A 19,754-nucleotide genomic window follows, 5' to 3' on the forward strand; every position below is an offset into this window, starting at 1 on the left:
GCGTTAACAACAACACCGGCGCGGACCTCAAGGTCCGACGCCGGTGTTGTTGTTTTAGCTGGCTGAAAAGCTACTTAGCTGCCCATACAGGAGCCTTAGCGTTGATCGCATCACCGAGGATGTGCACGCGCAAATCGTTGGTCGAACCCGAGATTCCGGGAGGGGATCCTGAAATCACTACGACCTTGTCGCCGACCTGAGCGAGTTCTTGGCCGAGCAGAATTTCGTCTACCTGGCGGTACATCTCATCGGTGTGGGTTACGCGGTCAACGATGAAGGACTCGATGCCCCAAATCAGCGACATTCGACGCTGAATTTCAGGACTCGGCGTGAACGCCTTCATGGGGATACGGAAACGCAAGCGCGACATCCGGCGAGCCGAGTCGCCGGACTCGGTGAAGACACAGACGAACTTGGCTTCGACGAACGTCGCAACCTCTGCCGCAGCGAGCGTGATAGCGCCACCCTGAGTCTTCGGCTTCGTGCCGAGTTCGGGGATACGGTCAAGACCGTGCTCTTCCGTGGAGGCGACGATCTTTGCCATGGTCTGAACCGTGATGACGGGGTACTCCCCCACGCTGGTCTCGCCACTGAGCATGACGGCGTCTGCACCGTCGAGGATGGCGTTCGCAACGTCAGAAGTCTCAGCGCGCGTCGGCACCGGGCTGGAAATCATGGACTCAAGCATCTGAGTAGCAACAATGACCGGCTTCGCCATACGACGTGCAAGTTCGACGGTGCGCTTCTGCACGATCGGAACGGCCTCGAGAGGAAGCTCTACGCCGAGGTCACCGCGGGCGACCATGATGGCGTCAAACGCATCGATAATGGCTTCGAGGTGATCGACAGCCTGCGGCTTCTCGATCTTCGCGATGACGGGAATGCGACGGCCCTCTTCATCCATGATCTCGTGGACGCGCACGATGTCTTCCGCGTTGCGCACGAACGAGAGCGCAATCAGGTCTGCACCGAGCTTGAGCCCCCAGCGCAGGTCGTCTTCATCCTTCTCAGAGAGTGCCGGAACATTGACCGCAACACCGGGAAGGTTGATGCCCTTGTTGTTGGACACAGCACCGGCAACAACAACCTCAGTCGTGACGACGGTATCCGTAGCGCTGACGACCTTGACCTTGACCTTGCCATCATCGATCAGCAGGAAATCACCGGGAGCGACGTCCTGAGGAAGCCCCTTGAACGTCGTGCCACAGATCTCGCGGTTACCCACGATGTCGTCGATAGTGATCTTGAAGATATCGCCGACCGCGAGGTCGTACGGGCCGTCCTCGAACTTGCCGAGACGAATCTTGGGACCCTGAAGGTCAACCATCACCGCTACTGGCTTGCCAGCATCCTCAGCGGCGCGACGAACGTTCGCATACACCTCTTCGTGGACGGCATAGCTTCCATGGCTGAGGTTCATCCGAGCAACATCGACACCTGCATCGATGATTGCCCTGATGTTCTCGTAGCTCGACGTAGCCGGGCCGAGTGTCGCGACGATTTTTGCGCGTCTCATAACTTCCTTTGACGGGTTAGTGGTGGTGGTGGTGGTAGTGGTGGTGGAACTTCTAGAGGGTCATACCGCGATCATCCGGACGGACCGGGAACGGCAACAGCGTCTCCCCTTCAAGGTAGCGATCTACAGCGGATGCCGCAGCCCTGCCTTCAGCGATCGCCCAGACGATAAGCGACTGCCCGCGGCCGGCGTCTCCGACAACGTACACGCCGGGGGTTGCGGTCTCGTAGCTTTCATCGCGAGTCAAGTTGCCTCGCGCATCCGCCTCAAGAGGAAGTTGCCGAGAAAGCGTCTCTGTTTCCGGGCCGGTGAAGCCCAGTGCAAGAAGAACTAGGTCGGCAGGAATCTCCCGCTCGGTTCCAGCCTTGGGAACACGACGACCGTCGAGAAACTCCGTCTCAGCGACACGAATCGCGCGAACTTCGCCGACCGAGTTCGTCAAGAACTCCACTGTCGATGCTAGGTATTCGCGCTCGCCGCCCTCTTCGTGGGCACTCGACACCTCGAACAGTGTCGGAGTCAACGGCCACGGCTGGTGTTCCGGCCGCTCCGAGGGAGGCTGCACGCCGATCGCAAGGTTTGTGACAGACAGTGCGCCCTGACGGTGCGCGGTGCCGATGCAGTCAGCACCGGTGTCTCCACCACCGAGCACGACGACGTGCTTGCCTTCTGCGGTGACCTGTTCACTCACGGTGTCACCGGCAACGGCACGGTTCGACTGAACGAGATATTCCATGGCGAAATGAACGCCAAGCGCATCACGGCCAGGAATGGGAAGGTCGCGCGGAACGGTGGAACCAGTAGCGACTACAACAGCGTCGTAGCGCGTACGAAGATCGCTCCACGAAATGTCGACGCCGATGTTGACGCCGGCGCGGAAACGAGTTCCTTCTGCTTGCATCTGAGCCAACCGCAACTCGATATGGCGCTTTTCCATCTTGAAGTCGGGGATGCCATAGCGCAGCAGTCCGCCGATGCGGTCTTCACGTTCAAAGACGGCGACGGTGTGACCTGCACGCGTCAGTTGCTGGGCAGCGGCAAGTCCAGCAGGTCCTGAGCCAACAACCGCTACAGTCTTGCCGGTCAATCGTCCAGGAGGATGCGGCGTGACATTGCCATCAGCAAACGCCTGGTCGATGATCGATACCTCGATCTGCTTGATCGTTACAGCAGGCTGGTTGATTCCCAACACACACGAGCTCTCACACGGTGCTGGACACAAACGGCCCGTGAATTCCGGGAAGTTGTTGGTCGCGTGAAGGCGCTCAATTGCTTCAGCGCTCTCCCCTCGACGCATTAGGTCGTTCCACTCTGGAATCAGGTTGCCGAGTGGGCAACCCTGATGACAGAACGGCACACCACAGTCCATGCAACGACCGGCCTGACGAGCCAATTGGCCCGACTCCTGTTGCTCGTAGACCTCTTTGTAATCCATCAGCCGCAGGCTGACGGGGCGCCTTTTCGGCAATTCACGCTCTTGAACCTTGAGGAATCCCTTGGGATCAGCCACCGGTTACCTCCCTAATTCGAGCCCAGGTAACGTCCCCGTCGGGGTCGAGTCCCTCGGCTAATGCAGTCTCTCGAGTCTGGATGACAGCCGCGTAATCACGAGGGGTGACCTTCGTGAACTGGGCTGCCGTGGCATCCATATCGGCCAGCATGCCTTCGGCAACAACTGACCCGGTCTCTTCGAGATGACATTCGAGGAGATCCTTGACGATCTCAATATCGGCGCCACCAAGTCCGCTCAGCTGGAGTTCACCAGAGCTCAGCGAATCACTGTTGACGCGCTCCTCACGCAGCTGGTGGATGTAGGCGGTTCCGCCCGACATTCCAGCGCCGAGGTTGCGGCCTGTTGCACCCAAAATGAGCACGAGGCCACCGGTCATGTACTCCAGAGCATGGTCACCAACGCCCTCCGCGACGGCCGTGGCTCCAGAGTTGCGCACCATGAATCGTTCGCCGACCTTGCCGCGAATGAAGATGCTGCCGCTCGTAGCGCCATAACCGATAACGTTTCCGGCGATCACGTTGGTCTCCGCAGCAAACGTGCTCGTGAGGTCGGGGCGTACGACGACAGAACCGCCAGACAACCCCTTTCCGACGTAGTCATTGCTGTCGCCATAGAGCTTGATCGAAATACCGGCTGGTACGAAGGCGGCCAACGACTGACCAGCGGAACCGTGCAGAGTGATCGAAATCGTGTCGGCAGGCAAGCCGTGCTCACCGTGGCGCAACGTGACATTGTGACCGAGCATCGTGCCGACCGCTCGGTCAGTGTTGCGAACGCGGAGATCGATCGACACCGGCTCTTTGCGTTCAAGAGCAGCCTCGCTCAGGGCAATCAACTGCTGGTCAAAGTGCTCAGCAAGCTCGTGGTCTTGTTCGACGCCGTGCGTGCGAGGCTCAGTGTCGCTGAACTCCGGACCATCGAACACAGGCGACAGGTCGAGACCGTCAGTCTTCCAGTGTGAAATAGCGCGGTTGACGTCGAGAATTTCGCTGTGACCAATGGCTTCCTCAAGAGTGCGGAAACCGAGCTCAGCGAGGTATTCGCGAACTTCTTGAGCCAAAAACTCGAAGAAGTTGACGACGAACTCTGGCTTGCCGGTGAAACGCTCGCGAAGCTCGGGGTTTTGCGTGGCAACACCGACCGGGCACGTGTCGAGATGACACACACGCATGAGGATGCACCCGGAAACGACCAGAGGTGCGGTGGCGAAACCGTATTCTTCGGCTCCAAGAAGCGCACCAATGATGACGTCACGACCGGTCTTCATCTGACCGTCTACCTGCACCACAACGCGATCGCGCATGCCATTGAGCATGAGCGTCTGCTGCGTTTCAGCGAGACCGATTTCCCACGGCGTTCCGGCGTGCTTAAGCGAGTTGAGCGGGCTAGCACCCGTTCCGCCGTCGTGGCCAGACACCAGCACGACATCAGCCTTTGCCTTGGTAACACCGGCAGCAACAGCACCAATGCCCTTTTGGCTTACGAGCTTGACGTGCACACGCGCCGAAGGGTTCGAGCGCTTGAGATCGAAGATCAATTGCTTAAGGTCTTCGATCGAATAGATGTCGTGATGCGGAGGCGGCGAAATGAGGCCGACGCCAGGAGTGCCATGTCGAGTGCGCGCAATCCAGGGGTAAACCTTGCCCGCAGGAAGCTGGCCGCCCTCACCAGGCTTCGCTCCCTGAGCCATCTTGATCTGGATGTCGTCAGCGTGCGTCAAGTACATGCTCGTGACGCCAAAGCGACCGGATGCCACCTGCTTGATTGCACTGCGGCGAGTGGGATCAAGAAGTCGATCGACATCCTCACCGCCCTCACCAGTGTTCGAGCGCGCGCCGAGCTGGTTCATAGCAATAGCAAGCGTTTCGTGCGCTTCCTTGCTAATCGATCCGTAGCTCATCGCACCGGTGCTGAAGCGCTTGACGATGCTCGAGATCGGTTCAACCTCGTCAATCGGAACCGGCGTGCGGTCCGTCATGTTGAATTTGAAGAGCCCGCGGAGGGTCATCAACGCTTCGGCCTGCTCATCGACCTTCGAGGTGTACTCGCGGAAGATGTCATAGCGGCGCGTGCGAGTCGAGTGTTGAAGCTTGAAAACTGTCTCTGGGTTGAAGAGATGGGGCGGGCCCTCTCGACGCCACTGGTACTCGCCACCCGTGTTGAGTCGTTCGTGAACCGTGGGCGCGCGGTCTTCGGGGTACGCCGCTACGTGGCGGGCAGCGTTCTCGCGAGCGATCGCGTCGAGACCGACTCCCCCCAAGATGCTCGTGGTTCCGGTGAAGTACTGGTCGACGAACGCCTGAGACAAACCAACAGCTTCGAAAGCCTGAGCGCCAGCGTAGGAGCTGACCACAGAGATGCCCATCTTGGACATGATCTTCAGAACGCCCTTACCGAGAGCGGTGATCAGGTTGCGAACAGCCTTGTCGGGAGTGATGCCGGTGATCGTGCCATTACGCACGAGCTCTTCAGCTGACTCCATAGCGAGGTAGGGGTTGATGGCGGAAGCGCCATAACCCACTAGCAGCGCAACATGGTGAACTTCACGCACGTCGCCAGCTTCGACGATCATGCCGACCTTCATGCGCTCTTCTTGGCGGATGAGGTGGTGGTGAACCGTTGCCAGCATGAGCAACGAGGGAATCGGCGCCAAGTCCTTGTTGGAATCGCGGTCGGAGAGCACGATGAACTCTGCGCCGTCGGCGATAGCGGCGTCAGCTTCGGCGCACATCTCATCAAGACGCTTTTGCATCGCGGACGGACCAGCGTCCACACGATAGAGACCCTTGATCGTGGTAGCCAAGCGGCTGCCCGGATGAGGCTCGATGTGTTGGATTTTCGCTAGCTCATCGTTGTCAATCACCGGGAACGCTAGCGCTACTTGCCTCGCGTGGTCTTGAGTTGCGCTGAGCAAGTTGCGCTGCGGGCCAACCCCGAGGCGCATCGACGTAACGACGGCCTCTCGGATCGAATCGAGAGGCGGATTCGTCACCTGAGCGAACTGCTGCGTGAAGTAGTCAAACAACAAGCGAGGTCGTTGAGACAGCACCGCAATAGGAGTATCGGAGCCCATCGCACCTAGCGGTTCGGCACCGAGTCGCGACATTGGCTCGATGAGAATGCGAACTTCTTCCTCGGTGTAGCCGAAGGTACGTTGGCGGCGCGTAACTGACGCCGGCGTGTGCACGATGTGTTCGCGTTCGGGAAGTTCTTCGAGAGCGATGCGACCGCTCTCAAGCCACTCAGCCCAGGGACGCGATGCAGCAAGCTCGGCCTTGATCTCATCGTCTTCAATAAGACGACCGGCAGCCGTGTCGACAAGAAACATCTTGCCCGGACGAAGCCGACCCTTGCGCACGACCTTCGTCGGCTCGATGTCGAAGACGCCAATCTCACTCGCCAACACGACAAGGCCGTCGTCGGTGACGAGGTAGCGACCGGGGCGGAGTCCATTGCGGTCGAGAGTCGCGCCTACGAGCGAACCGTCGGTGAAGACCAGGGCAGCGGGGCCATCCCACGGCTCCATAAGCATCGAGTGGTATTCGTAGAATGCACGGCGACGAGGATCGGTGTCGGTCTGGTTCTCATACGCTTCCGGAACCATCATCATCATGGCGTGCGGCAGCGGACGGCCAGCGAGGTTGAGAAGCTCAACAACTTCATCGAACGACGCCGAGTCGCTAGCGCCAGGCGTGTTGACCGGCAGAATGTCCTTGATATCGCCGAAAACGGCAGATTCAAGCTGCGACTGGCGTGCGCGCATCCAGTTGCGGTTTCCTTGCACCGTGTTGATCTCACCGTTATGGGCGACCATGCGGAACGGCTGCGCGAGCGGCCATGACGGGAACGTGTTGGTGGAGTACCGCGAGTGCACGAGAGCGAGCTTCGAGGCAAAGCGTTCATCTGACAGGTCGGGGTAGAACGGCTCGAGCTGCAGCGTCGTGACCATTCCCTTGTAGGTAATGGTGCGGCACGACAGAGACGGGAAGTAGACGTGCAGATCCCGCTCAGCGCGCTTGCGCAAGCGGTAGGTCTGGCGATCAAGGTGGATGCCGCGAAGCGTGCCCTTGAGGTCGACCCGCTTTGACTGCAGGAACAACTGCTCGAATGCCGGCATAGCGCCGCGTGCGAGCGAGCCAAGCTCGCCAGGCTGGGTCGGCACGGTGCGCCATCCCAACACGGTGAGGTCTTCCTCTTCTGCCAGCTCTTCGATGCCACGCTTGACATCATCACGAGCCACGCTGTCGAGCGGCAAAAACGCAATGCCGACGGCATAGCGGCCTACAGAAGGCAGCTCGAAATCAACCACGTCACGGAAGAAAGCGTCCGGGATCTGCGTCATGATGCCGGCACCGTCACCGGTGCCCGCGTCGGACCCTACGGCCCCGCGGTGTTCAAGGTTGCGAAGCGCCTCGAGAGCGGTCGCAATAATGTCATGCCCTGGCGTGCCGCGAAGCGTCGCCACCATGGCAAGGCCACAGGCATCTTTCTCATTAGCTGGGTCATACATTCCCTGTGCTGCGGGAATGGAGCCAAAGCGTTCAAAGGGTGGGGTAACAGCCATGCCGTACCGTCCTCACGTATTACTGGTGCGGAGAGGGACTTCTATGGCCCAAAGAAAATCAGTACCTGATTCAGGCCTGAGGGGGTGTGGCCGCTTGTGGCGGACTATTTCGAATCTACGACAGGAGCGGACTCCTCCGCAGCGCTGACGACAATGTCATGCTCGGAATATCTTTCATCGGAGTTTACAACACCATCGGCACTCCAGATGTGACCGTCAACGTAGGCGCTCTTTTCGCGGCCGACATGACGACGTGACTGAACGATGTAAAGCACGATGCCGAGAGCGACTGTGAGGATGGCTCCCCAGACGTTCACGCGCAAACCGAAGTAGACCTCACTGGGGTCAATCCGGATGGACTCGAACCATGAGCGGCCGATGCCATACCAAATCATGTAGAGCGCCCACACCTTTCCCCACTGCAAGCGAACGGGGCCCACTGCGGTGAAGACGGGCACGGTGAGGCCGAGAACGTGCTTTTTGACGAAGCCATACTGGCGCTCCATCGTGAGCAAGAAGACAATACCGACAACGTTCCAGATCATTTCGTAGAGGAATGTCGGATGGAATAGCGTATCGACCGGCAATCCCGCGGGAATCGCAGAGTTGCCTGCCTCGATCTCAAGGCCCCACGGCAACGCCGTAGGCTGACCGAAGAGTTCGTGGTTGAAGTAGTTGCCGAGGCGGCCAATGGCCTGAGCGAGCAGAATTGCGGGAGCAAGTGCATCCGCAAAGCTCCAGAAACGGATGCCTGTCAGGCGAGCACCGATGTAGGCACCGACAGCGCCACCGATCAGCGATCCGAAGATGGCGTTGCCACCGTTCCAGATGCGAATGATCTCCCACGGGTCCGCGCCCTCGTAGAAGTAATCGCCAGGATGGGTGAACACGTGGTACAAACGAGCGCCGACCAGGCCAAGCGGGACAGCCCAGATGATGATGTCAATCACGATCCCGGGCTCTGCACCGTGACGAGTCAATCGACGCGAGGTCAGCCACGTTGCCGCGACAATGCCGATCAGAATGCAGATCGCGTAGGTGTGAATCACGACCGTGCTGCCGAAATTAAGGCCCAGGTTGCTAAACCACTGGCCGAACGGGAGGGTAACGAGCGTCGACCATGAATCAGGCGGACTGGGAATGCTCAACGGCACTAGTGACAAAACGGTGACCTTTCTGAACTGCGACTAAGCAAGAGTACCGGTCGAAAGCGACGCGGCCGTTTTAGCGACAGCATCCACCCCACCGGAAGACAACGCACTAACGAAAACGGACCCCACAATGGCGCCATCCGCGTAGGTGAGAACTTCGCGAACCTGCTCAGCAGTAGAGATGCCAAGACCGACACACGCACTCGTGGAACCTGCCTCACGAAGGCGCGCCACGAGCGTTTTGGCGGCGATATCAACATCGGACCGAGCTCCAGTGATACCCATGGTCGATACGGCATAGACAAAACCGGTGCTGGCCTCAACAGCGCGCACGAGCCGTTCATCACTGGATGACGGAGCGGCCAAGAAAATGCGGTCAAGACCCGTGCGCTCGGAGGCGGCAATCCACTCAGTGGCTTCATCACTCACGAGGTCAGGCGTAATGATGCCCGCTCCGCCAGCAGCCTTGAGTTCGTCAGCAAAACGGTCGACGCCGTACTGCATGATCGGATTCCAATAGCTCATCAGAACCACCGGAGTCGACACTCGAGACGTGATCTCAGCGACCGCGTCGAACCCGTCTTGCAAACGGAAGCCGTTGGAAAGCGCGAGCTGGGTGGCCTTCTGAATAGCAGGGCCGTCCATGACGGGGTCTGAGTACGGCAGGCCAAGCTCAATGACGTCTACGCCATTCTCGGCGAGGGCCACAGCCGCTTCGATGCTCTCAGCAACGGTGGGAAAACCGACAGGCAAGTAGCCGATGAGGGCACCCGCACGGTCACGATTGGCCTGGGCGATTGCTTCCTCTACCGCGCTCATGCCTTCTCCCCCGGAGCGTTCTGCTCGTCGGCCGCCTTTTTATCGGACGCCTTCTTGTCCGCCGCTGCAGCTTTCTCGGCCGAATCGATCAGATCGAAGTATTCCGCCGCAGTTTCCATGTCTTTGTCGCCGCGACCGCTGAGGTTCACGAGGATGACCGAATCCGGGCCGAGTTCCTTGCCGAGCTTGATCGCGCCGGCGAGGGCGTGAGCCGACTCGATCGCAGGAATGATTCCCTCGGTGCGACTGAGAAGGCGCAGAGCCTCCATGGCTTCAGCATCGGTAATCGGCTCATAGTTGGCTCGACCGATGTCTTTCAGCCACGAATGCTCGGGACCTACACCTGGGTAGTCGAGACCGGCTGAGATGGAGTGCGACTCGATTGTTTGGCCCTCAGCGTCTTGCAGCATGTAGCTGCGCGCGCCGTGGAGAACACCGGGACGACCGCGGGTGAGCGTAGCCGCGTGACGTTCCGTGAGGTGGCCCTCTCCAGCGGCCTCGTAGCCGTAGAGCGCAACGTCGGCGTCGTCGAGGAAGGCATGGAAGATACCCATGGCATTGCTGCCACCGCCGACACAGGCCACGACGGCATCCGGTAGCGCGCCCGTCAGTTTCACGACCTGTTCGCGAGCTTCATCACCAATAACGCGGTGGAAGTCACGAACCATCACCGGGAACGGATGCGGACCGGCAACGGTACCCATGAGGTAGTGGCTGTCATCGACGTTGGCGACCCAATCGCGTAAGCCCTCGTTGATGGCGTCTTTGAGCGTGCGAGACCCTGCGGTGACCGGAATAACTTCGGCACCGAGCAGGCGCATGCGGGCAACATTGAGCGCTTGACGCTCAGTGTCGACCTCGCCCATGTAAACGACGCAAGACATGCCGAAGAGCGCAGCGGCGGTGGCCGTCGCCACACCGTGTTGTCCGGCGCCGGTCTCAGCAATGAGGCGGGTCTTGCCCAAGCGACGGGCAAGCAACGCCTGACCGAGCACATTGTTTATCTTGTGCGAACCCGTGTGGTTGAGGTCTTCACGCTTCAGGATGATGCGGGCTCCGCCCGCGTGCTCCGCAAACCGAGGGATCTCGGTGATAATCGACGGGCGACCGGTGTAGCTTGCGTGCAATTCCGCAAGCTCTGCGGCAAACTCCGGGTCGTTCTTGGCTTCGTTATAGGCGGCGTCTAGTTCGTCGAGAGCAGCAATGAGCGACTCGGGAACGAATCGACCACCGAACTCACCAAAGTAGGGGCCTAGTTCATCTTTCAGCATTAGCAGTCCAAAAAGTCTTGCAACGTGGCGATCGGATCGCCAGTGACGAGAGCCTCGCCAACCAGAACGACATCGGCGCCCGCGTTGCGGTAGTGCGCGACATCAGCAGCCGTCTTGACTGCTGATTCTGCGATACGGATGACCCCGCTAGGAATCTGATCGGCAAGCTCACCAAAGAGATTCTGATCGAGTTCGAAGGTGCTCAAGTTGCGCGCGTTGACACCGACAAGGCTGGCGCCAACATCGAGAGCACGAGAGACCTCGTCTGCGGAGTGTGTTTCGACGAGCGGCGTCATGCCCAGCTCGACGATGAGGTCATAGAGAGTGCGAAGCTTCTCTTGTTCTAGAGCGGCCACGATCAGCAAGACGAGGTCTGCACCAGCGGCACGCGCCTCGAACACCTGATAGGGCTCCGCGATGAAGTCCTTGCGAAGCACCGGGAGTCGCACGATCGATTTCACTGTCACGAGGTCTTCAAGAGAGCCGCCAAAGCGACGCTGTTCCGTTAGAACGCTAATTGCGCTCGCTCCGCCGGTTTGGTACGACGTCGCAAGAGAAGCGGGATCGCTAATTTCGGCCAACGCTCCGCGAGACGGGCTTGACCGTTTGATCTCCGCAATGATGTGCACCTGCTCGCGCGGAGCTAATACCTCGAGCGCATCCAACGCCGGAAGCGCGTCAGCGGCAGCACGTTCTACATCAGCAAGGCTGACGGACTCACGGCGGACGGCGGCATCTTCGAGCGCGCCGTCAACTAAATCGGAGAGCACTCTAGCTGTGAGGCTTGGGGGTGAGCTTGTCTCCACCCACGCCATAGCCAAGCTTCTTCAGCACCTGGCCAACGATGAGACCAACGACGACCAGCCCAGCCGATGCGAATACGAGCCACGCAAGGTTGAACCAGAAAGCGAAGGTTCCGATCGTGAACGCGACCAACATGATCACTACGGCGGTCCATGCCGCCGGGGAATTTCCGTGGCCGGGGTCAGTATCAGTACTCATCAGGCTCCATTCTTTGCTGATCCTAAATTGTAGCGGGAGTAACCCGCTCGGCGTTGCCAATCAGCCCTTAGTCGGGTCTATTCCTCGACTTTGAGCATCCCACTGCGATGCCGGATCATCGGCAACGACAGCGGTAGTTCGATCATATTTCTTGGTCGCTGTGGGCCAGTGCTTCGCCGAAACAGCGGCCGCAACGCCGACAACCATGATGAGGATTCCAGCGATGAGCGCCGTAACCGACCACACACTGCCGTCGACGCCAACCACAAGGGCCCGAATCGACTCAATACCGCTGATGCCGGTCGCTTCGGTAATCAACTCGGATGCTGCTCGCGCCGGATCAGCCAACGTTGCCTGACTGACTGCGACGACAATCCCGCCGACGATGGCGGCGATGACGCCGAGAACGCGGCGCAAGAACACCGACGCGATACCGAGGGCAGCGACGAGAGCAAACGTTGAAAGCGCGAGCGCAGCCAGCGCTCCCGCAACGTCGCTGCCGAGAACCTCAACGCTCACGTCATCCTGGAGGGTGATCGTGAACCAGCGTTGCGTCCACGAGAGCATCACCACTGCGCCAAGCAGCACCAGGCTGCTCAGCACGATCGAACGTGAGCGTTTCCAGATCATGAACTGAGGCGAGTCATCGCGTTAGCGACCGCGACAGCGCGAAGGGGTGCCGCAGCCTTGTTCTGAGCCTCTTGGTGCTCGGCGGCCGGATCTGAATCGGCAACAAGGCCGGCGCCAGCTTGAACGCGAGCAACGCCATCCACGATCGTTACGGTGCGGATAGCGATCGCGAGATCAGCATCACCGGCGAAGTCGAAGTAGCCAACGACTCCCCCGTACACACCGCGCTGAGCCGGTTCGAGTTCATCGATAATCTCGAGGGCGCGAGGCTTGGGTGCGCCCGAGAGCGTGCCAGCAGGAAATGTAGCGCGGAATACATCGACCGCGGAGGCTTCAGGCCTTAGATCGCCTTCGACGGACGATACGAGGTGCATGATGTGGCTAAAGCGCTCAACCTGCATGAACTCGGTGACGGCGACGGTTCCTGGCGTGCAGACCTTCAAGAGGTCATTGCGCGCGAGGTCGACAAGCATCAGGTGTTCGGCACGTTCTTTTGTGTCGGCGAGTAGCTCTTCGGCAAGTTCAAGGTCGCGCTCGGTGTCAGCACCACGCGGTCGTGAACCCGCGATCGGATGCATGTGCACCCGCTTCTGGGAAACCTTCACGAGTGCTTCAGGACTCGCGCCGACGATCGAATACGGACGACCATCCATGTCAACGAGCGACAGCAAGTACATATAGGGCGACGGGTTAAGGGTGCGCAAGACGCGGTAGACGTCGAGCGGCGTCGCCGAAACCTCGTGGTCGAAGCGCTGCGAGATCACGACTTGGAAGACATCCCCATCGCGGATGAACTCCTTCGACTTCTCGATCGCCGTGGCATACTCTGCCGGCGTGGAGCGCGAAGTCGGCTCCGGATCGATCTCGATGTCTACATCAGCGAGAAAGGCATCCGTTGGTTGAGCAAGACCAGACTGGAGCACGTCGAGTCGAGATTGGGTTTCCGCCCACATCTCCTCCGGGTCTTGGTGCCCGTCATTCAACGCAGTCGAGATGAGCATGACCGTGCCGAAACGGTGGTCGAGCACAACGAGATCGGAAACGAAGCTCAGCGCCTGGCTCGGAACCTCGAAGTCCGCGGGCGGCGCATCGGGAAGGTTCTCCAGCTCGCGAACGGCTTCCCACCCGATGAAGCCGACAAGACCACCGGTGAGCGGTGGGTGGCCCTCAACTCGGGGCGTCTTCCAACGCTCGTTGAGATGCGCGAGCGCTTCGAGAGGAGCCGTCGGGCAATCGTCGCCGAGGATGCGCTCGCGCGGCATCCCATAATCAATCCACTCGACGCCGTGATCGTGTTGGGTGAGAACACCGAAGCTGGCGACGCCCACGAACGAGAATCGCGACCAGATGCCACCCTGGCCCGCCGACTCAAGCAAAAACGTTCCCGGGTTTGCCTTGGCGAGCTTGCGATAGACGCCGACGGGAGTTTCACCATCGGCAAAGAGCTGACGGATTACGGGCACAACCCGATGACCGCTGGCCACCAGCGACTCAAATTCTTCGCGACTCGTCGTGCTATTCATCGGAGAACCCTTGGTGCGGCAGGAGCGGATCTACTTCGAAGCAGGAGTGTGCGCCGGTGTGGCAGGCCGGACCGACCTGCTCGACTCCGACTAACAGTGCGTCGCGGTCGCAGTCGAGGGCAGCGGTGCGCACGTATTGGCGGTGTCCGCTCGTGTCGCCCTTGCGCCACAGCTCTTGGCGGCTGCGGCTATAAAACGTCACGCGACCCTCGGTGAGCGTGCGGGTCAGCGCCTCAGCGTTCATGTAACCAAGCATGAGCACCTCTTTGGTGTCCCACTGCTGAATGATCGCCGGCAACAAACCATCGGCGGCGAACTGTGCGCGTTCAAGCACATCGCTGACGGTCTCCAGAGTGAGTTCATCGCTCATCGTGTAACCAATCCATGACTGTTGAGTGAAGCTTTAACGTCTCCTACAGTCAACTGGCGACTGTGGAAAACGGATGCTGCGAGCACAGCATCAGCGCCGGCATCGATGGCCGGCGCGAAGTGTTCGACTTTGCCCGCTCCGCCACTGGCGATGACCGGGACGGTCGCAAACTCGCTGATCGCGGACACGAGTTTGAGGTCAAAGCCCTCTTTCGTGCCATCCGCATCGATGGAATTGACGAGCAACTCGCCCGCTCCGCGCTCCATGGCTTCACGAGCCCACTCGAGCGCGTCGCGGTCTGTCTCGGTGCGACCACCGTGAGTAGTGACGATCCAGCCATCGCCGCGGCGTTTGATGTCGAGGCTCAGCACGAGGACCTGTGCCCCAAAGCGGTGAGCGATGTCATCAATGAGCTGCGGGCGAGCAAGCGCAGCGCTATTGACGCCGACTTTGTCTGCGCCGTGGGCAAGGAGTTTGGAGACATCATCTGGCTCACGCACTCCCCCGCCGACAGTCAGGGGAATAAAGATTTGCTCGGCGGCGGAGCGTACGACTTCGTACATCGTCGCGCGACCTTCGACCGTGGCTGTCACGTCGAGAAACGTCACTTCGTCGGCGCCCTGTTCGTAGTACAGCCGAGCGAGAGAAACTGGATCGCCCGCGTCTCGCAAGTCTTTGAAGTTGACGCCTTTGACGACGCGACCGTCGGCGACATCGAGGCAGGGAATGACCCGAACTGCGACCGCCACTTTAGATCCTCGCTGCGTGAATCGCGCTGACCAGAATCGCGCGCGCCCCAACCGCGTGAAGCTCGTCCATGACCTGATTGGTATCGACGCGACGCACCATTGAGCGCACCGCAACCCATGCAGGGTCTTGGAGCGGCGAAACGGTTGGACTCTCGATACCGGGCGTTACCTTTGTTGCGGCCTCGAGGAGCGCAACCGGAACGTCGTAGTCGATGAGTACGTATTGGCGAGCGACAAGCACGCCCTGGAGGCGACGCTGGAGTGTCGCGCTGCCGTCGACTTCGTTGCCTGAACTAATCAATACAGCGGTTGAATCGAGGATGACGGGGCCGAAGATTTCGAGACCCTGTGCCCGCAGCGTCGAACCTGTCGATACAACGTCGGCCACAGCATCCGCAACTCCGAGTCGGATCGCTGACTCAACAGCACCATCAAGACTGACGAGCTCGGCTGTCACGCCGTGACGCTCGAGGAAGGCGCCGACGAGGCCGGCATAGCTGGTGGCAACGCGAACTCCGTTGAGGTCGGAAAGCTCGGTGAAGCGACCAGGCTCACCCGCGAAGCGGAAGGTGGAATCGCCAAAGTTGAGGCTGGCGATCTCTGTCGCGGTGGATCCGGAATCCAACAGGAGGTCGCGGCCGGTAATTCCTACGTCGAGGGCTCCAGAGCCCACGTAGGTCGCGATATCGCGTGGGCGAAGGTAAAAAAATTCGACGCCGTTGCGTTCATCGCGCACATTGAGTGCACGCGGGTCGCGACGGCCAACGTAGCCCGCTTCGTAGAGCATTTCGGAAGCGGTCTCGCTCAGTGAACCCTTATTGGGCACTGCAACTCTTAACATGTCAGCTCTCAGTCAATTGGTGCGAAAAGGGGGCGTCGAGGCGTTAGAGATGTCGCCAGACGTCCTCAGGGCTGAGCCCCTTGGCAACCATCAGAACCTGAAGGTGATAAATCAGTTGGGAGATTTCGTCCGCGGTTTCTTCATCAGACTGGTACTCGGCTGCCATCCACACTTCGGCAGCTTCTTCTACGACCTTCTTGCCGATCGCATGCACGCCAGCATCCCAGAGGGCAACCGAACCAGAGTCGGCGGGGCGTTCTACCGCTTTGCGGCTGAGTTCAGCAAAAAGTGCATCAAAGTCTTTCACACGTCAAGGGTACCGCCCCGGAGGGCGGTCCCTTGCCGCATGACGACTAACGCGTGGTGACTAGTTCGTGCCGAGCAGGTCGATGACGAACGTCAACGTGCGCCCGGAGAGCTGATGCCCTCCGCCAGCAGGCCCGTACGCGAGGTGCGGCGGGCAGATGAGCTGGCGACGGCCGCCCACCTTCATGCCTGGGATTCCTTCTTGCCACCCGCTAATGAGAGCCATGAGGGGGAAGTTGATGGACTCACCCCGGCTCCAGGAAGAGTCAAACTCTTCGAGAGTCTCAAAGTCGACGCCCAAGTAGTGCACGTCAACGGTAGAACCAGCAGTTGCTACTGCGCCGGTTCCCTCTTCAATGTCAATAATAACGAGTTCGGTGGGGGCGTCGCCCGCGTAGAACTCGACCTCTGGCTTAGTTTTTCCTGAATCGGTCATGCGAACAGTCAACCAGAAGAGCAGACAGAATCAGCGCTAGCGGATGCCCTGTATGCCGATGTTCGCTCTCGGCGATGTGCACGAGAGCGCGCGGCTATTTAGTGGCGGTGCGCGCTGGCGCGCTCACGAAGCTCAGAGACACGCAACGAAGGATCATCTCCGCGATAGACCGAGGAGCCCGCGACAAAAGTGTCAGCGCCAGCGGCGGAAGCAATCTCAATCGTGCGCTCATCGACACCGCCATCCACTTCGAGCCACACGTCGAGACCGCGCTTGTCGACTAGCTCGCGAAGCTGACGCAGCTTCGGCATTGTCTCTTCCATAAAGCTTTGGCCGCCAAAACCCGGTTCGACCGTCATCACGAGAACCTGGTCGAACTCCTCGAGTAGTTCGAGATACGGATCGATAGCGGTGCCCGGCTTGACCGCGATGCCCGCTCGCGCACCCTTCGCGCGCAGCGTGCGGGCGAGAGCCACCGCATCCGCCGCCGCTTCGGCGTGGAAAGTGACGCCATAGGCGCCGAGGTCAGCGTAGTCGGGGGCCCAGCGGTCGGGATCGGTGATCATCAAGTGCACATCGAGCGGGATTGATGAGACCTGCTGAATACGCTCCGTCATCTGAAGACCGAACGTGAGGTTGGGCACAAAATGGTTGTCCATGATGTCGACGTGGACGAAATCCGCATTCGAAATCTTCGCGATATCGCGCTCAAGGTTGACGAAATCGGCGGCGAGAATACTGGGGCTAATGCGCACTGACATACCGAGAGCCTATCTAGGAGTCTGCTTTGACAAGGAGTTGGATGAACATGGCATCTGTGCCGTGACGATGCGGCCAGAGCTGGACATGAGTTGCCTCTGGCAGGTCGAGTTCTGCTTTCGAGAAACTCTGAACCACGGATGGCGTATCCATCTTGGTGATGCCCTCGGCCTTGCGCAGCACAGAACCGACAATCGCCTTGGTCTCAGCTGCATGGGGCGAGCAGGTGACATAGGCCAACACTCCACCCGGTTTCAGGGCCTTCAGCGCTGATCCCAGCAACGCCGTCTGAATCGCGCCCAGCTGAGCGACATCGCCGGGTTGTTTGCGCCAGCGAGCTTCAGGGCGGCGGCGAAGCGCGCCAAGGCCGGTGCATGGCGCATCGAGAAGGATTCGATCGAACTGCCCGGGATGCTCCTCGCCGATATCGATGCCGTCTTTCTCCCAGACCTCGGGCGGAGCGTCGAAGACCGCGAGGGCGTTGCGAACGAGCTTGGCGCGGGCCGGAATCAGTTCGTTGGCGGTGAGCACGGCACCACCCTCCAGAGCTTCGGCGGCCAACAGAGCGGCTTTACCACCGGGGCCGGCACACATATCGAGCCACGATTCCCCGGCCACAATGGGCCGAACGCGGCTGAGAGCGAGTGCCGCAATCTGGGAGCCTTCGTCTTGTACGCGAGCGCGCCCTGCGGCGATAGCCGAGTTCTTCGACGGGTCTCCTTCGCGCAAAGTTCCACCCACGGGCGAATATTCTGCCGGCGTGACATCGATATCGGCGATCTCCGAAAAACCAGGCAGCGCCGCGACCGATACCCGGGCGGGAACGTTGTCTGCTGCGAGCAATCCTTCGAGCTCAGCTTCGCGACCCTCAGCGACCAATACCTGTCGGAAGGCTCGGGTCACCCACAACGGATGCGAATACGCCACCGCAAGGGCTTGCTCCCCCGAGCCTGCAGCACCAATCACTCGCTCGCGCCAGGTATCAGCGTCGTGCTTAGTGATCGCGCGCAGCACCGCGTTGACAAACCCGACCGCGGAACGCGAGCCGATCGTCTTTGCGAGGCGCACCGACTCATCCACTGCCGCGTGCGAGGGAACGCGCATCGACAGCAACTGATGCGTGGCGAGGCGCAACACGTCGAGCACGGGCGGGTCAATCTTGGAGACATCGCGGCCAGCCGCCTGAGCGATTACCGCGTCGTAGTAGCCCTGCATGCGCAGGGTGCCGTAGGTCAGTTCGGTGGCAAGCCCGGCATCCGCGCTCGACAGTTTCGCGCGCTCCAGATGCACGGGAAGAAGGAGGTTCGCGTACGCATCCGACTCGCGCACCGCCATGATGACGTCGAGCGCGACCCGACGGGCTGACTGTGCGTAGCTCACGAAGCCACCACCTCTGATTCTGAGTTAAGGCCGCGCCACCAGGCTGCGGCATCCATTGCTTTGCGTCCCTCGGGATGAACCCGGAGAAGTTCGAGTGGTTCGGTTCTGGTACCGACCAGAACCTTCTTGCCGACGAAATCGAAGTGCCCCGGCGCGAGAGTCGGGACGTCGCGAGCGATCGCGGCCTCGAGAACCTTGAGCCGTGCTCCGTCGATTGTCGTCGAGGCACCGGGTTCGGGAGTCACGCCACGAATGCGGTTGTGCACTGTCTGAGCGGGCTCTGTCCAGTCGATGCGCCCGTCTTCGAGCGTCAGCTTGGGCGCGAGGGTTACGTCGCCGGTCTGTGGAACCGCGGTGGCGGTGCCAGCGCCAATGGAATCGACAACGCGGCTAAGCAGCTCAGCGCCCGAGAAGGACAACTGCTGCAGGAGCGAACCTGCCGTTTGCTGGGCGCCAATCGGTTCCGTCATCGTCGCGAAAACGTCGCCAGCATCAAGCTGTTCGACGAGTTGAAAGACGGCGGCGCCTGAGACGGTGTCGCCCGCCATGATCGCGCGCTGCACCGGTGCAGCCCCGCGCCATTGCGGTAAGAGGGAGAAGTGCAGGTTGATCCAGCCGAGCCGGGGAATGGTGAGAACTGAGGCCGGAACAAGCCCGCCATAGGCCACAATCACGCCCAAATCGACATTCAAATCCGAAATCGCGGATGCCGCAGCGGCGTCGAGCCGATTTGCTCGAATCACGCTGATCCCGGCTCCTTCAGCGCGCGCGGCCACTGGCGTCGGCGTCATGACGCGTCGACGACCCTGCGGTGAGTCGGTGCGGGTGAGCACACCGGCCACCTCGTGCTCGGAGTTGAGAAGCGCGTCGAGACTGGGAACAGCAACCTCGGGGCTACCGGCAAAAAGAAGTCGCAACGAAGTC

The 19,754-nt window shown here is 60.2% G+C and carries 18 protein-coding genes; all 18 read right to left on the minus strand.

The features are described 5' to 3' along the window. Window positions 1–70 precede the first annotated feature (70 nt). The 18 genes from pyk to fmt all read right to left on the minus strand — a co-directional run bounded on the left by pyk (window position 71) and on the right by fmt (window position 19,747). The gene (pyk, locus tag I6E52_RS01435; RefSeq protein WP_197154377.1) at window positions 71–1,516 is read right to left on the minus strand and encodes a pyruvate kinase; all 1,446 of its coding nucleotides are present in this window, start codon (window positions 1,514–1,516) and stop codon (window positions 71–73) included. A 52-nt stretch (window positions 1,517–1,568) separates the two neighbouring features. Next, window positions 1,569–3,026 carry a glutamate synthase subunit beta gene (locus I6E52_RS01440; RefSeq protein ID WP_197154378.1) on the minus strand — a complete coding sequence of 486 codons (1,458 nt, stop codon included), beginning with the start codon at window positions 3,024–3,026 and terminating at the stop codon, window positions 1,569–1,571. Continuing rightward, entirely contained in the window at window positions 3,019–7,593 is a 4,575-nt protein-coding gene (gene gltB / locus I6E52_RS01445; RefSeq protein WP_197154379.1) for a glutamate synthase large subunit, read from the minus strand. The genes I6E52_RS01440 and gltB overlap by 8 nt, the downstream gene beginning before the upstream one ends. A 104-nt stretch (window positions 7,594–7,697) precedes the next feature. Continuing rightward, complete coding sequence (gene lgt / locus I6E52_RS01450) at window positions 7,698–8,747, minus strand: prolipoprotein diacylglyceryl transferase (protein ID WP_197156863.1); 1,050 nt, start codon at window positions 8,745–8,747, stop codon at window positions 7,698–7,700. A 33-nt stretch (window positions 8,748–8,780) separates the two neighbouring features. Beyond that, window positions 8,781–9,563, minus strand: a complete 783-nt coding sequence (gene trpA, locus I6E52_RS01455; RefSeq protein ID WP_197154380.1) for a tryptophan synthase subunit alpha — start codon at window positions 9,561–9,563, stop codon at window positions 8,781–8,783. Next, entirely contained in the window at window positions 9,560–10,834 is a 1,275-nt protein-coding gene (gene trpB / locus I6E52_RS01460) for a tryptophan synthase subunit beta (protein ID WP_197154382.1), read from the minus strand. The genes trpA and trpB overlap by 4 nt, the downstream gene beginning before the upstream one ends. Beyond that, on the minus strand, window positions 10,834–11,604 hold the full coding sequence (trpC, locus tag I6E52_RS01465) for an indole-3-glycerol phosphate synthase TrpC (RefSeq protein WP_197154384.1): 771 nt from the start codon (window positions 11,602–11,604) through the stop codon (window positions 10,834–10,836). Before trpC ends, trpB begins: the two co-directional genes overlap by 1 nt. Window position 11,605: 1 nt before the next feature. Further along, on the minus strand, window positions 11,606–11,836 hold the full coding sequence (locus I6E52_RS01470) for a DUF6704 family protein (protein ID WP_197124630.1): 231 nt from the start codon (window positions 11,834–11,836) through the stop codon (window positions 11,606–11,608). 60 nt (window positions 11,837–11,896) lie between these two features. Continuing rightward, window positions 11,897–12,466 (minus strand): Trp biosynthesis-associated membrane protein, encoded by a 570-nt coding sequence (locus I6E52_RS01475; protein WP_197154386.1) that lies wholly within the window; start codon window positions 12,464–12,466, stop codon window positions 11,897–11,899. Beyond that, on the minus strand, window positions 12,463–13,989 hold the full coding sequence (locus I6E52_RS01480) for an anthranilate synthase component I (protein ID WP_197154388.1): 1,527 nt from the start codon (window positions 13,987–13,989) through the stop codon (window positions 12,463–12,465). The genes I6E52_RS01475 and I6E52_RS01480 overlap by 4 nt, the downstream gene beginning before the upstream one ends. Further along, on the minus strand, window positions 13,982–14,359 hold the full coding sequence (hisI, locus tag I6E52_RS01485; protein WP_197124624.1) for a phosphoribosyl-AMP cyclohydrolase: 378 nt from the start codon (window positions 14,357–14,359) through the stop codon (window positions 13,982–13,984). Before hisI ends, I6E52_RS01480 begins: the two co-directional genes overlap by 8 nt. Next, entirely contained in the window at window positions 14,356–15,108 is a 753-nt protein-coding gene (hisF, locus tag I6E52_RS01490) for an imidazole glycerol phosphate synthase subunit HisF (RefSeq protein WP_197154390.1), read from the minus strand. Before hisF ends, hisI begins: the two co-directional genes overlap by 4 nt. Before the next feature lies 1 nt (window position 15,109). Then, a complete protein-coding gene (gene hisG / locus I6E52_RS01495; protein ID WP_197124621.1) occupies window positions 15,110–15,949 on the minus strand; it encodes an ATP phosphoribosyltransferase in 840 nt (279 codons plus the stop codon). Between the two features lie 43 nt (window positions 15,950–15,992). Further along, window positions 15,993–16,256 carry a phosphoribosyl-ATP diphosphatase gene (locus tag I6E52_RS01500; RefSeq protein WP_197124619.1) on the minus strand — a complete coding sequence of 88 codons (264 nt, stop codon included), beginning with the start codon at window positions 16,254–16,256 and terminating at the stop codon, window positions 15,993–15,995. Between the two features lie 60 nt (window positions 16,257–16,316). Beyond that, window positions 16,317–16,691, minus strand: a complete 375-nt coding sequence (locus tag I6E52_RS01505; protein WP_197154392.1) for an FKBP-type peptidyl-prolyl cis-trans isomerase — start codon at window positions 16,689–16,691, stop codon at window positions 16,317–16,319. Window positions 16,692–16,789: 98 nt separating this feature from the next. Beyond that, window positions 16,790–17,452 carry a ribulose-phosphate 3-epimerase gene (gene rpe / locus I6E52_RS01510; protein ID WP_197154394.1) on the minus strand — a complete coding sequence of 221 codons (663 nt, stop codon included), beginning with the start codon at window positions 17,450–17,452 and terminating at the stop codon, window positions 16,790–16,792. Between the two features lie 13 nt (window positions 17,453–17,465). Beyond that, complete coding sequence (locus I6E52_RS01515) at window positions 17,466–18,830, minus strand: RsmB/NOP family class I SAM-dependent RNA methyltransferase (protein ID WP_197154396.1); 1,365 nt, start codon at window positions 18,828–18,830, stop codon at window positions 17,466–17,468. Beyond that, window positions 18,827–19,747, minus strand: coding sequence for a methionyl-tRNA formyltransferase (gene fmt, locus I6E52_RS01520; RefSeq protein WP_197156865.1), 921 nt, complete (start codon window positions 19,745–19,747; stop codon window positions 18,827–18,829). The genes I6E52_RS01515 and fmt overlap by 4 nt, the downstream gene beginning before the upstream one ends. Window positions 19,748–19,754: the final 7 nt, after the last annotated feature.

The organism is Salinibacterium sp. NG253, from assembly GCF_015864945.1.
Lineage (GTDB): Bacteria > Actinomycetota > Actinomycetes > Actinomycetales > Microbacteriaceae > Rhodoglobus.